Annotated in this window: 13 protein-coding genes and 1 tRNA gene; 3 read left to right on the top strand and 11 right to left on the bottom strand. The window is 49.6% G+C overall.

Annotation, left to right across the window (positions count from 1 at the left end; genetic code table 11):
- The first annotated feature begins 162 nt into the window (after positions 1-162).
- A tRNA-Val gene (locus D1627_RS11550) sits at positions 163-237 on the top strand.
- Positions 238-414: 177 nt separating this feature from the next.
- Here the strand turns inward: D1627_RS11550 and coaE are convergent.
- From coaE to D1627_RS11510, 8 genes are all read right to left on the bottom strand, one after another.
- Complete coding sequence (gene coaE / locus D1627_RS11545; protein WP_119432387.1) at positions 415-1,017, bottom strand: dephospho-CoA kinase; 603 nt, start codon at positions 1,015-1,017, stop codon at positions 415-417.
- Complete coding sequence (locus tag D1627_RS11540) at positions 1,017-1,895, bottom strand: hypothetical protein (protein ID WP_233555606.1); 879 nt, start codon at positions 1,893-1,895, stop codon at positions 1,017-1,019. The genes coaE and D1627_RS11540 overlap by 1 nt, the downstream gene beginning before the upstream one ends.
- Before the next feature lie 98 nt (positions 1,896-1,993).
- Positions 1,994-2,302, bottom strand: coding sequence for a preprotein translocase subunit YajC (yajC, locus tag D1627_RS11535; protein ID WP_119432385.1), 309 nt, complete (start codon positions 2,300-2,302; stop codon positions 1,994-1,996).
- A 35-nt stretch (positions 2,303-2,337) separates the two neighbouring features.
- The gene (locus D1627_RS11530) at positions 2,338-2,877 is read right to left on the bottom strand and encodes a DUF1573 domain-containing protein (protein WP_119432384.1); all 540 of its coding nucleotides are present in this window, start codon (positions 2,875-2,877) and stop codon (positions 2,338-2,340) included.
- An 11-nt stretch (positions 2,878-2,888) separates the two neighbouring features.
- Positions 2,889-3,887 carry an isocitrate/isopropylmalate dehydrogenase family protein gene (locus D1627_RS11525; RefSeq protein ID WP_119432383.1) on the bottom strand — a complete coding sequence of 333 codons (999 nt, stop codon included), beginning with the start codon at positions 3,885-3,887 and terminating at the stop codon, positions 2,889-2,891.
- 2 nt (positions 3,888-3,889) lie between these two features.
- Positions 3,890-4,195: a YtxH domain-containing protein gene (locus tag D1627_RS11520; RefSeq protein WP_119432382.1), complete on the bottom strand. Its 306-nt coding sequence runs from the start codon at positions 4,193-4,195 to the stop codon at positions 3,890-3,892.
- An 87-nt stretch (positions 4,196-4,282) separates the two neighbouring features.
- Positions 4,283-5,455 (bottom strand): transcription antitermination factor NusB, encoded by a 1,173-nt coding sequence (gene nusB, locus D1627_RS11515; RefSeq protein WP_119432381.1) that lies wholly within the window; start codon positions 5,453-5,455, stop codon positions 4,283-4,285.
- A gap of 195 nt (positions 5,456-5,650) precedes the next feature.
- Positions 5,651-6,751 carry a Glu/Leu/Phe/Val family dehydrogenase gene (locus D1627_RS11510; protein ID WP_119432380.1) on the bottom strand — a complete coding sequence of 367 codons (1,101 nt, stop codon included), beginning with the start codon at positions 6,749-6,751 and terminating at the stop codon, positions 5,651-5,653.
- Positions 6,752-6,903: 152 nt separating this feature from the next.
- Here D1627_RS11510 and D1627_RS11505 point away from each other — a divergent pair, with 152 nt between their 5' ends.
- Together D1627_RS11505 and D1627_RS11500 are read left to right on the top strand one after the other, a co-directional pair.
- Positions 6,904-8,688: an ABC transporter ATP-binding protein gene (locus D1627_RS11505; RefSeq protein WP_199688421.1), complete on the top strand. Its 1,785-nt coding sequence runs from the start codon at positions 6,904-6,906 to the stop codon at positions 8,686-8,688.
- Between the two features lie 146 nt (positions 8,689-8,834).
- Positions 8,835-9,245: a hypothetical protein gene (locus D1627_RS11500; RefSeq protein ID WP_119432378.1), complete on the top strand. Its 411-nt coding sequence runs from the start codon at positions 8,835-8,837 to the stop codon at positions 9,243-9,245.
- A 56-nt stretch (positions 9,246-9,301) separates the two neighbouring features.
- Here D1627_RS11500 and D1627_RS11495 read toward each other — a convergent pair whose 3' ends face one another.
- The 3 genes from D1627_RS11495 to D1627_RS11485 form a co-directional block, all read right to left on the bottom strand.
- The gene (locus D1627_RS11495; RefSeq protein ID WP_119432377.1) at positions 9,302-9,916 is read right to left on the bottom strand and encodes a TetR/AcrR family transcriptional regulator; all 615 of its coding nucleotides are present in this window, start codon (positions 9,914-9,916) and stop codon (positions 9,302-9,304) included.
- Between the two features lie 104 nt (positions 9,917-10,020).
- On the bottom strand, positions 10,021-10,539 hold the full coding sequence (locus D1627_RS11490) for a GyrI-like domain-containing protein (protein ID WP_119432376.1): 519 nt from the start codon (positions 10,537-10,539) through the stop codon (positions 10,021-10,023).
- Positions 10,536-12,305 carry an ABC transporter ATP-binding protein gene (locus D1627_RS11485; protein ID WP_119432375.1) on the bottom strand — a complete coding sequence of 590 codons (1,770 nt, stop codon included), beginning with the start codon at positions 12,303-12,305 and terminating at the stop codon, positions 10,536-10,538. Before D1627_RS11485 ends, D1627_RS11490 begins: the two co-directional genes overlap by 4 nt.
- Between the last annotated feature and the right edge of the window lie 259 nt (positions 12,306-12,564).

Genomic DNA, 12,564 nt, shown 5'->3' with positions numbered 1-12,564 from the left:
CTTATAAAACCTAAAGGTACTGCAGCAATAACTTGCGTACAACAGGAACTACTGGGCAGAAAAAATTTTTAAGAAATTTTCATCAAATGTTTTGCAGTTAAAAAAATATGCCCCATATTTGCATCATCAAAAGGGGACAAAAGGTCTTCAAAAACAAAAAACGGGGTGTTAGCTCAGCTGGTTCAGAGCACCTGCCTTACAAGCAGGGGGTCACTGGTTCGAATCCAGTACGCCCCACAAAAGGACAACTGCAAAGTTGTCCTTTTTTTATATCCATACTTTTCTATTCTCCCTGCTTAACTGCCTGTTTCTTAGCACTTCCATACTTCAGAAACGCCTTGGCTACAAGTATAGTATACCCTGCCCGCCTGTTAGTTTACAGCCGGCATACTTACTCCACGAAATAAATCGGATTTATACTTTAGGCTTGCGCCCCAGAAATTGCTTGTGCAGTTTGAGCACCTGCGGGATAAGCAGCCGCGCATCGTCGTTATAGATGATGTGCTCCGCACGGCGCATTTTCTCCTCTTCGCTCAGTTGCTTGGCAATAATTGATCGGATATCTGCCTCTGTGCGGTGCGTGTCGCGTTGCAGCAGCCGCTTCAGGCGCACCTCCATGGGCGCGTAAACCGCAATGATCTCATCCATCTGCTTCCAGGCCTCAGACTCATACATCAAAGCTGCCTCCTTGAGTACATATGGCGCGTTCTTTTGCGCCATTACCCATGCTTCAAAATCATCGCGCACGTGTGGGTGCACTAGCGCGTTGAGCTGCTCCAGGCGTTGCGGGTCGTTAAAGACCACACTTGCCAGGTATGGCCGGTTTAATTCGCCTTCGCTTGTGAAGGTATCCGGGCCGTAGGCTTGCTCCAGTTCCTGGCGCAGGGCCTGGTTATGATGCATTACCCATTTTGCACGTGTGTCTGCATCATAAACAGGCACGCTAAGTATGGCAAACATACGCGTCACGATGGTCTTGCCAACGCCAATGCCACCGGTGATACCTACTTTCAGCATTATCGTCTGGAAATTTTTATGCGGTTTGGCCACACTTGCACATTGCGGATGCCGCGTGGTTGCTGCACCAATTCAGGCACTAGCGTGGAGTCGATGGGGTTGTAGCGGTTATAGTCCAAGACCACTTTAAACGCCTCGCGGTTAAGCAACGGCACCGAGTCTTGCAACACCTGGTAGCGCACTACCACAATTGGCGGCCGCAAGTTAAGCAGCATGCCTTCCGGCACATTTACCAACTCCGGCAGCACTTGCCGCTCCTCAGGCACCAGGCTTCTTACATTTACCGATACCTCTGCCCTTTCAATATCCGCTTTCACCAAAGATTTATAGTCATAGTTGATGGGCACAGGTATTTTAGAAGGCTCAGTGAGGCTTTGTGTAGGCAACTGCAGCAGGAATGGGTCTGGCAGGCTTTCCACTAAAGTAGATGGCCCGGTAAACGTTATAGAGTCCGGTTTTATACTTACCCGGCCAATGACTACGTGTTGGTTATCCGTCAGCCTTTGGTTGGGCGCAAGGCGCAGGGCTACCCGTTTCTCTACCTTCTGGTTAAAGTTAAAGTAGATGGTATCCGTTACCACAAAGTTTAGCTGCAAGCCATCCAGGGCATTTACCAAGGCAGGCCGTAATGCTGAGCCCAGCAGGTAATTGTTGCGTGGCATGTTACGGATGTATACTTCGGCGGGCTGCACTTCCAGCATCAGGCTTTTGCGTAGCAGCTTCCAGCCTTTTCCGGTAACATTGATTGTGATTTCCTCGGGAAGGGGTTTTATGGGGATGAGCTCTTCCTCATCATACACAAACCGGATAGGATAGGTAGTTTGCGTATTGTAACTTTTGTTAAGGGCATTAAGCAGCCAAAAAGTAGAGGCCGCCACAAAACAAAGCAGTACTACTCGCCAGTACTGCTTTGTCCGTGGCTGAAATGGCCTCAGAAACCAAATAGCTATATTTCTAACTCCTTCAAATGGCAATGTTACTGTACCTTTTGAGCTTTCATGGTTGCCTCCATAGAGACAGCAGATTTATCGAACATCAGACGAACGCCTTTGTCAACCTCTAACGTAATCGTGTCGTCGTATATTGCAATCAGTTTGCCGTGCAAGCCGCCAATTGTTACGATTGACATGCCTTTGGTCAGCTCCTCGCGGAATTTCTTTTGGTCGCTCGCCTTTTTTTGCTGCGGGCGGATCATGAAGAAATAAAACACAAGGATAATTGCTCCGAACATAAGCAGCTGTGGTAGCATGCCTGCATCCGGGGCCTGAAGAAGTAGTGTATTCATGTAGTGTATTCTCTAATCAGCTTTAAAAGTGTTTCTTAGTTACGGCGCACAGGTCCGTCAGAGCCGGCGGCAGGAATGCTGCTAGCCTCTACGCTTCCCTTCATCGATACCTTTACGATATTTGGCTGCGTATTGGCGCGGATAGTTACGGTTGGCTGCTGCTGGCCCATTTTGCCAGTGCTGTTAAACTTAACGGCAACTGTGCCTTTCTCGCCTGGGGCAACTGGGGTGCGCGTCCACTCAGGCACGGTGCAACCGCAGGTAGCAGAGGCATTCTCGATGATAAGCGGAGTGGCTCCTGTGTTAGTGAACTCAAATGTATGCTCTACTGTCTCGCCTTGCTTGATGCTTCCAAAGTCATACTCTGTCTGCTCAAACGTCATCACTGGTGCGTCCTCTGAGGCTACAGCATTAGTCTCGCCAGCTACGTTAGGGTTGCTAACCGGCGGTGGCGGTGGGGCCATTTCAGCGCTGGCAGTGCTCTCGGTTACCGTATCATTGCCTGCATTATTGTCGCAGCTGGTGGCAAAGAAAGCCATTGCCAGGCCAGCGGCCATAAACAGATTCTTTTTCATCTTACCTTAAATTAAAGCTTAGAAATGATGTTTTGCGCGAACTCCATGGTGCTTGCCTTGCCGCCAAGGTCGCCGGTGCACTCTTGCTGGTTGGCAAGCGTAGCTTCCAGGGCAGCCTCAATGCGGTTTGCCTCCTCTTTCAGCTCGAGGTGGTGCAGCATCATGATGGCAGAACGAAGCAAAGCCGTTGGGTTAGCAATGCCTTTGCCCGCGATATCCGGAGCAGAACCGTGCACAGCCTCAAAAATAGCCATATCATCGCCGATGTTGGCACCGGCTACCACGCCAAGGCCACCTACCAGGCCTGCGCACAGGTCAGACAGGATATCACCGAACAAGTTTGTTGTCACGATCACATCGAACTGCTCTGGCTTTGCCACCAGCTGCATGCACATATTGTCGATGATCTTATCGTCGGCTTGTATGTTCGGGTAGTCCTTTGCAATTTGGTTAAACTCGCCCAGGAACATCGCGCCAGCACTTTTCAGGATGTTGGCTTTGTGCACTGCCGTTACTTTTTTGCAGCCATGTTTGCTGGCATACTCAAAAGCGGCGCGGATGATCTTCTGGCAACCTACACGCGTGATGCGTGCCACAGAGTCAGAGATCTGCAAGCGCTCGTCAAACATCTCCAGGCCAGAGTATAAGCCCTCGGTGTTCTCACGGAACAGCACAGAGTTCACGTTATCGAAACGCGTCTCAATACCTTTTGTGGTTTTAGCAGGGCGCACGTTAGAGTATAAGTCAAACTTCTGGCGCAGCTGTACATTTATACTTTTAAAGCCTTTGCCCACTGGTGTGGTAATCGGGCCTTTCAAAGCTACTTTGTTTTTCTCAAGAGAAGCAATTAGGGTAGCAGGGATCAGCTCACCGATTGATTCGAACGTGGTTTGTCCGGCATTTTCTTCTTCCCAGGAAACGGGAACGTTTGCCGCACTAAAAATAGCCTTTACAGCTTCTGTGATCTCAGGGCCTATCCCGTCGCCGGGTATAAGGGTTACTTGTTTCATATTTACAGTTCTTTCCTGCTATTTATTTCATTGATAAGTGAGTCTACATCGCCAAGCAGTTTTTCCGCTTTTTCTTTTGCATCCTGTATTACCCGCTGCCCTTCGGATTTAGCTGAAGATGGCATTCCTTCGCCTTTGGCAATCAGTTGTTCCAACAGGTCAGAAAGCGTGTCGCGGTATTTCTCTAGGCGGTAGCTCAGCCAGTTGCGTGTTTCTCTTCCTTTTTCAGGGGCGAAAAGTAAACCGGCCGCGGCACCTACGGCAGCGCCAGACATAAAGGCCAGTAATGTATTGGTCTTTTTGCTCATAGTTTGTGTATACTTAATAATCGGGTACAAATTTTTTCTTCTTCTACGGAGAATCCGATATAAAAGCCACCGTAGGCGCTCATTGGCCTACTTGTTGTCTATCAAGCCACGTCCTGACTTGCGGATATCGCCACTGGTGGTAAGTTCCTGGGCCATTTTGTCCAGCACACCATTTATGAACTGCTTGCTTTTTGGAGTACTGTACAGCTTCGAGATCTCGATGTACTCATTGATGGTTACCTTTACCGGTATGCTGCGGAAGATGTGCATCTCGCAGAGCGCCATCTTAAGTATGATTTTATCGAGCAAGGCCACGCGCTCCACATCCCAGTTCTTCACGCTGGCACTGATCATGGCCTCATACTTCTCATCCTCATCCACCGTCTGGAAGTATAAATCCTCGAAGAAGGTTTTATCGTCCTCCCAATTTGCAGACAGGTCAAGCAGTTGCTTCTCCTCTTCGGCTTCTTCGCCAAAGATTTTTACTGTCTTGTTTACCAGGCTTTTTACAATCGATTTGTTCTCTACCCAGTTCAGGTCTTGCTCCTCAAACAAAGATTGTAAGTTTTTTTCTTTAAAGATAATGTTTTTGAAAATATGTTTCACCACTTCTACGTCCTCTTCGAGGGTGTGCTGTGGCTGGCTTACATAGGCTAGAAAGGCTTCGTCTTTCTTCAGGATATTTTTGTACACAGCGCGAATCTCGCTGATATCAGAGCCCCAGCTTATGTTGCGGCGAATGATGCTATCCTGGTATGATTTGCTCTGCAGCAGGAGCTGCACCACCTTGTTTTGCAGGAAGCTGGTTGTGTCCGGGCCTTCGGAGGCAGTAAAGCGGTTGGCTTTTTTCTCTTCCTCTTCCTGGATCAGGCTGGTGACCACCTCCAGCACCTGTAGTGTGCCCAGGTAATGGTCGTAGATGCGTTCCACGGCGCTCAGCATCTGGTTGCCGTAATACTTGAAGTCTTTTTTGGTGGCGTTGTTGTAGAATACAATTGCTCTGTTCACCGCATCGATAACTTCCTTATCAGCACCTTCCTCGTCGTACTGTTGGGTTTCGTACCACTCCTTAAACATAAGGGTAGCCATTTGTTTCTTGCCTTCGAGCAGTTTTCTGTCCTGCACCTCCATGGAGTTAAGGTCTGGGGCGAAATCTTCGCTAATCTGGTCTAAGGCCAGCAGATAATCTGAACCTACGGCTTGCTGATAGGCATAAATGGCCTGCATAGCCTTAATTCGTAGTGTTCTGCGGTTGAGCATAATCTAATTTTAAAGAACGTGTGTGGTTGGGTAAATTCTACTTGGGTGGGCAGGTGCCCGTCTTAAAATTGTTGCCTTCAGTACAAACCCAAATGCGGGGCTATAGTTCCGAAGGGTTAAGGTATGTAAAGCAAAAGTGCCACAGGTTAATGCAGCACTTTTGACTTTAACGGTATCTGTAAGTTACAGTTAACACTAAAAAGTTGAGCGAACCTTACCGATGCTCTCGATACGCTGCTTGGCCATTTTCATGGCAGCGGCTTGGTTATGGATGCCCTCTTTCTCGGCAAGCGCAAAGATATCCTGCGTATAGCCGTAGATGCGCTCGGTCTGGGCATAAGCGCTTTCACGATTGTAGCCAATCAGCTCCGAGTACACGTTGATCAAACCGCCAGCGTTGATCAGGAAATCCGGTGCGTAAACAATGCCTTTCTCTATTAGAGCAGGTCCGTGCACTTTCTCTTCGCGCAGTTGGTTGTTAGCGCTACCAGCAATAACCTGGCACTTCAAGCGGTCCAGTGTGTTATCGTTGATCGTTCCACCAAGTGCGCACGGAGAGTATATGTCTACATCCAGGTCGTAGATTTCATCCATGCCTACTACTTTGGCGCCATACTTCTCAGACACTTCGCGCAGACGGTCCTCGTAAATATCCGTGATGAAAACCTCGGCGTTCTCTTTGGCAAGCAGCTCTACCAGGTATCCGCCTACATGGCCAACACCTTGCACAGAAATCTTCTTGCCTTCCAGAGAGTCTGAGCCAAAAGCTTTCTTGGCTGCGGCTTTCATACCCATGTATGTACCATAGGCTGTAACTGGAGAAGGGTCCCCGCTACCGTCCATAGACTCAGGCAAACCGGCCACGTGCTCTGTCTCCATATGGATGAACTCCATATCTTTGGTTGTCATGCCCACGTCTTCGGCTGTGATGTAAGCGCCGTTCAGGTTTTTGATGAAACGGCCGAACTTACGAAGCAGTGCCTCGTTCTTATCTTTTTTAGCGTCGCCGATGATAACTGCTTTACCACCACCCAGGTTAAGGCCAGAGATGGCTGCCTTGTAGGTCATCCCTCTTGACAGGCGCAGCACATCGTCAAGTGCCTCTGCCTCAGAAGCGTAAGACCACATGCGGGTACCACCCAGCGCTGGGCCCAGCACTGTGTTGTGAATGCCGATGATGGCTTTCAGACCAGTTTCTTTGTCATGGCAGAAAACAACCTTCTCGTGATTGTGTTCTGATATTTGATCAAAGACTGACTTGTCTTTTTTCAGTTCAACTTCTTTTAATTCGACCATTTATAGTTTTGATTAGGGGTTGTTCTATCTTTGCGAAGAGGAGGCTAATGGCACCCTCCCGGTTTCGCGCCTCAAAATTAGTTCTTTTTTTTATTATTTCAATTTGCCCACGTCAAGTCTCCGGAAAAGCGCAAGGGCTTCAAGTTCTGACTGTGAAATCGTTACGATATTTAAATAAATACCTTCTCAAATATAAGTATAGGCTCCTGCTGGGGCTTATCTTCACTGTTATTTCCAACTTTTTTCAGATTCTGCCAGCGCAGGTGGTTCGCCACGCCTTTAATCTGATAAAAGAGGGTATAAACCTGCACGGCCTCTATAAGGGTATGGCGCAGCAGGAACTGGTGTATGATATTTTTACCAAGAGTATTCTTGTTTACGGCGTTATTATTCTGTTGATGGCGCTGCTGCGCGGGGTTTTCCTCTTTTTTGTACGCCAGACCATTATTGTGATGAGCCGCCTGATTGAGAACGACCTCAAGAATGAGATTTACGAGCACTACCAAAGCCTGCCGCTCAGCTTTTACCGCAAAAACAACACCGGCGACCTGATGGCCCGCATTTCTGAGGACGTGAGCCGCGTGCGCATGTACGTGGGGCCGGCCATTATGTACGGCATGAACCTGGTGGTGCTTTTCTTGATGGTGATCCCGTACATGCTCTCAGTAAACGTGAAGCTGACCATGTATACTTTGATTCCGCTGCCTATACTTGCCATCAGCATTTACTACGTCAACAATATTATCCAGCGTAAGTCTGATGAGATCCAGCGCAGCCTCTCAGGTATAAACACCTTTGTGCAAGAGGCTTTCTCCGGTATCCGAGTGCTTAAATCCTTTGTGCGCGAAGATGACTCGTACAGCAAATTTACCACGGCCAGCAACACGTACAAAGACAAATCGCTGGAGCTGAACTTCGTGAACTCGCTGTTCTTCCCGCTGGTACTGTTCCTGGTGGGCCTCAGCACGATCATTACGGTATACATTGGCGGCCAGGAGGTAATCAACGGAAGCATAACTACGGGTAATATTGCCGAGTTTATCATTTACGTGAACATGCTGACCTGGCCGGTAACCTCGCTAGGCTGGACGGCCAGTCTGGTGCAGCGCGCAGCTGCCTCGCAGGAGCGTATCAACGAGTTCATGCACACCAAGAACAATATCGTTTCCCGTGAAAACGTGAGCAAGCCTATTGTGGGCGACATACGGTTCGAGAACGTAGACTTCGTATACCCTGACACAAACATCCATGCCCTGAAGAATATATCCTTTAGCATCAGGCATGGCGAAACGCTGGCCGTGATCGGCAATACCGGTTCGGGTAAGAGCACGATTGCCAACCTGCTGCCGCGTATGTATGATGCCACTGGCGGCCGCATTATGATTGACGGCGTGGATGTACGTGACTATAACATACATAACCTGCGCAGCCAGATTGGCTATGTGCCACAGGATGTGTTTCTGTTCTCCGACTCTATCAGAAACAACATCGGCTTTGGCCTGCCAAGTATAACTGAGGAGCAGATGGTACAGGCTGCCAAAGATGCCGACGTCTACGAGAATATCCAGCGCTTCCCGGAAGGCTTCAACACCAAACTGGGCGAGCGCGGCATTACGCTATCGGGCGGGCAGAAGCAGCGTGTTTCTATTGCCCGGGCACTGGTGCGGGAACCAAGCATACTTATCCTGGATGATTCGCTTTCGGCGGTAGATACCAAAACGGAGAACGCCATACTTAACAGCCTGCACCGCATCATGAAAGACCGCACCAGCATCATCATCTCGCACCGCGTATCGTCGGTGAAGCTGGCTGACACCATACTTGTGATGGAAGACGGAGCGATTGTACAGCACGGCACACACGAAGACCTCATCAACCAGGAGGGTTTGTATAAGCAGCTCTATGAGCGCCAGCTGCAACAGGAAGACTCAGAATAGCCGGCCAGCCTATTTGTACTGTTAGCCACTTGTTTGGCTCCGCAGGCATGCCAAAAGCGGCACTTGGGATTTTTTTAGTTCGTAATCTGTTATGCTTACGTATAGCAATCTACGATCAACATAAAATTCACTTAAACAAACTGCTTATGGCTATTGACTTGCAGCAAATCGGTAAACGGTTCAGGTTTTACACTAACCTGAAAGAACTGGAAATGGAAGACTTGAAGGCTATGACCGGCAGCGACGAGGAAACCCTGAGTCACATCATCTATGGCCGCAACATTGTGCTGGATGAGCTGGTTACGATCATTAAAAACTTCAAGGACCTGAACCCACAATGGCTGATTTACGGCGAGGGCAGTATGTTTAAGCCCATGGATGAAAACGGCAACTGCCACGATCACCAGAAAGGCTGCCTGAAAAAGGACAAAGCTGCTTACCTGAAGCAAATGAAGGATATGCTGATAGAGCTTGATGCCGCTGAGGTAGCCAAAGGCCACAAACCCGACATTGATGCGCTAAAAGCCAAACTTGACCAGTTGAAAGCAACTGAATAGTATAAAACTCTATCTTATAGTGGCTGAACTGTTTAGGCGGCTCAGCCATTATGTATTTATTCTTGCTGCGCCGCTATTCCGTTAAGTATAAGGTTGATGGTGTAGACCACATCTCGCTCTATCTTCTCGAAGTCGATGGAAGGCAGCTTATGGAAATCGGTCCGCTGGAACTCCTCAAACTGGATCAGGTCTTTTACCACCATCATGGAGTAACCTACCCGCTCGGCCTCGCAAGGTATAAAAATGCTTTTTGCAACCCCTTCTTTAATAACCGCGGCGTAGTAGTTGGCCTCTTTCGCCCGGGATTCCCGGAAAAGCTCCTGAAACATAATGCGCGTCTCGATCAGCACCTTGATGGAGATAGTATGCTCCGACACGATTTCCTGATAGTAACGCAGCGAGGACTGGATGTAGAGCAGCAGGCGCTTGTGTGGGTTTGGCTCGTGCTCGGCAAGCTGCTTGATGTGTGAGAGGCGCGCTTTCCACTCCTGCGAAAAGGCCTCGATGTAGAGCAGCTCCTTGCTTTTGTAATAGTAGTACAGCGAGGGCTTTTTCATACCGATAGCCGCGGCAATGTCGTCGAGGGTGGCTTTGCTGTAGCCCATCCTGCCGAACACGGTTTTTGCCGCCTCTAAAATCAGTTCTTTTTTAGCTTCTGCCTTCTTGCCCAAAATACAATAGCTGCTGTGGTTACCGGAAACCGAAATGTGCGTTTGCAGCGGTTTCCTTTATCTCACCAAAGATAAAGTATAAATCCATACTTACAAGTATGGCGCTACTGCTTAACGGGCACCTCCAGCACGCCTTGATCATCGGCCGGAAACCACTCTACATAGAACTCTTCCAGCTTCAACTTTTCTTCTTCGGCATAATCAAACACGGCGGCGTAGAGCTTGCGGGGCGACATAGCCACGCTGGCGTTTACCTCGGCACGCACAACGCGGCGGCCACCCGGCACGGTGCGCAAGGTATAGCCGGAAGGCAGCACCACAGAAGAATCAGGGATGATGATGCCGATAAATGCCCGGATGCTGTCGCCGCTCTTGTCGGGGTCGTTGTAATAGATGTTACCCAGCATGCCTTCCAGCTCTTTTTGGTCCAGCACTTTAGCCGCCCGCTGAAAGAGCTGCCCCATGGCCTCATCCTCCACAGAACCCTCAAAGGGTGCGCCGGCCACATACATGGCCTGGGAGGTGGCCATGGTTACCTCTGGCTCTGTGAAACCGCCAATGTATGTGTAAAACACCATGAGCAGGATGGCGAAGCCCGCCATTACATAGAGTAGCTTTTTCATAAATCAATCATGTTCTTGTACTGCATCTGGTGCAGCTGTGCATAGTACCCATTCTGGCGCAAAAGCTCTTCGTGGTTGCCCATTTCCTTCAGCTCGCCACGGTCCAGTACAATGATCTTATCGGCTTTTTGGATGGTGCTGAGGCGGTGCGCGATCACGATGGAGGTGCGGCCATGCATCAATTGGTCTATGGCGTATTGTATCAGTTCTTCGGTTTCGGAGTCTACGCTGGAGGTGGCCTCATCCAGGATGATGATCTCGGGGTTGTACACCATGGCCCGCACAAAGGAGATTAGCTGGCGCTGGCCCACGGATAGCGTGGCACCGCGCTCCATTACCTGGTAGTGCAAACCGCCGGGCAGGCGCTCAATAAACTTGCGCGCGCCAACCAGATCGGCGGCGTGCCACATCTGCTCCTCTGTTATGGCCTTGTTGCCCAGGCTAATGTTATCGGCTATACTTCCCGAGAACAGGAACACATCCTGCAGCACCACGCCAATGTGGTGGCGCAGCACGCTCAAGTCATAGTCCTGCAAATCGTGCCCGTCGATGATGATGTGGCCTTTGTTGATGTCGTAAAAGCGGTTGAGGAGGTTGATGACAGAGGTTTTGCCGGCACCAGTTGCGCCCACAAACGCCACGGCCTCGCCTGCTTTCACATCAAAAGAGATATCGCGCAGCACCCAGTCCTCGTCTTGGTAAGCAAACCATACATTCTCGAAGCGCACGTTGCCTTTTATCTTTTCGGGGGCGTAGCTGCCGTTGTCGGCAATCATTTCCTTGCTGTCCAGCAGGCGCATCAGGCGCTCGGTGCTTACCACGCCCAATTGTAGTGTGTTAAAGCGGTCGGCTATCTGGCGTATCGGGCGGAAGAACATTTGAATGTACATGATAAAAGCCATCAGTGTACCCAGTGAGGTTTCGTCCTCTACTACACCATAGGCACCATACCACACCAGCAGGCCCAGGCCAGCCGCCCCGATAATCTCCGCGATCGGGAAGTATACCGAATAATACAGTACCGACCGAATGTTGGCGCGAGTATGCTCTTTGTTGATCTCCTGAAACTTATCCATCTCGCGCTTCTCGTTATTGAAGATCTGCACGATGCTCATGCCGGTGATATGTTCCTGCACAAAAGAGTTTAGCCGGGCAACAGCCGTGCGCACCTCCTGAAAGGTATGCTTGATCTTTTCCTTGAAGATGTACGTGCTGATGATCATGAGCGGAAACGTGGAAAGGCTCACTAGCGCCAGTTCCCAATCAATGTAAAACATGAAGCCAAGTATAAACACCAGCTGCAGCACATCGCCGATCATGGCGGCCAGCCCCTCGCTGAATACATCAGACAGCGTTTCTACATCGGACACATTCCGGGTAACCAGCGTGCCGATTGGCGTGCGGTCGAAGAACTTAAGGCGCAGGTCAAGGATGTGGCGGTATAGCTTGATGCGGATGTCGCGCACCACGTGCTGCCCCAACCAGCCGGCGAAATAAGTATGCAGATACTGCACAATGGCATGCACCACCAGCAGCACCCCCAGCACCACAAACATGCGGTTCAGGCCCTCCCAGTCGTTGTTCAGGATCTCGTGGTCTACGGTGTACTGAATTAGGAAGGGGCGCAGCGCGGCAAGTATGGCCGAGGCAAAGGTCAGGAATATGATAAAGTAGAAGATCTTGATGTAGGGCTTCACAAACGTGAAAAGCCGCTTCAGCACATCAGAGTCGAATACCTTACCGCTATTTTTAGGTTTATCTTCCAAAAGTATAAATCAGGTTACATGGGCAAATTTTAAGCGCAAGCCGCAGCGATTCTTCTGTACGGGCGCTTAGTCTTAACCGGCTGCAAAGTTAATGGTTTCGGATCAGGATTTTCAGGATTTTGGGACGAACCGGATTTATACTTCAGTAACAACCATCTAACCAGCCCTAGCCCCTACTTCCGAGACTACGACCAGAACAAAAATTAAGAAATCTTCCTGCTGCAAGCTGAAAGCTTACCTCAAAAAGAGCCACGATTTA

The organism is Pontibacter oryzae, from assembly GCF_003576375.1.
In the GTDB taxonomy this organism is placed as follows: Bacteria; Bacteroidota; Bacteroidia; order Cytophagales; family Hymenobacteraceae; genus Pontibacter; species Pontibacter oryzae.
The sequence above is the reverse complement of the archived record's forward strand: the minus strand, read 5'-3'. Positions and strand labels throughout refer to the sequence as shown.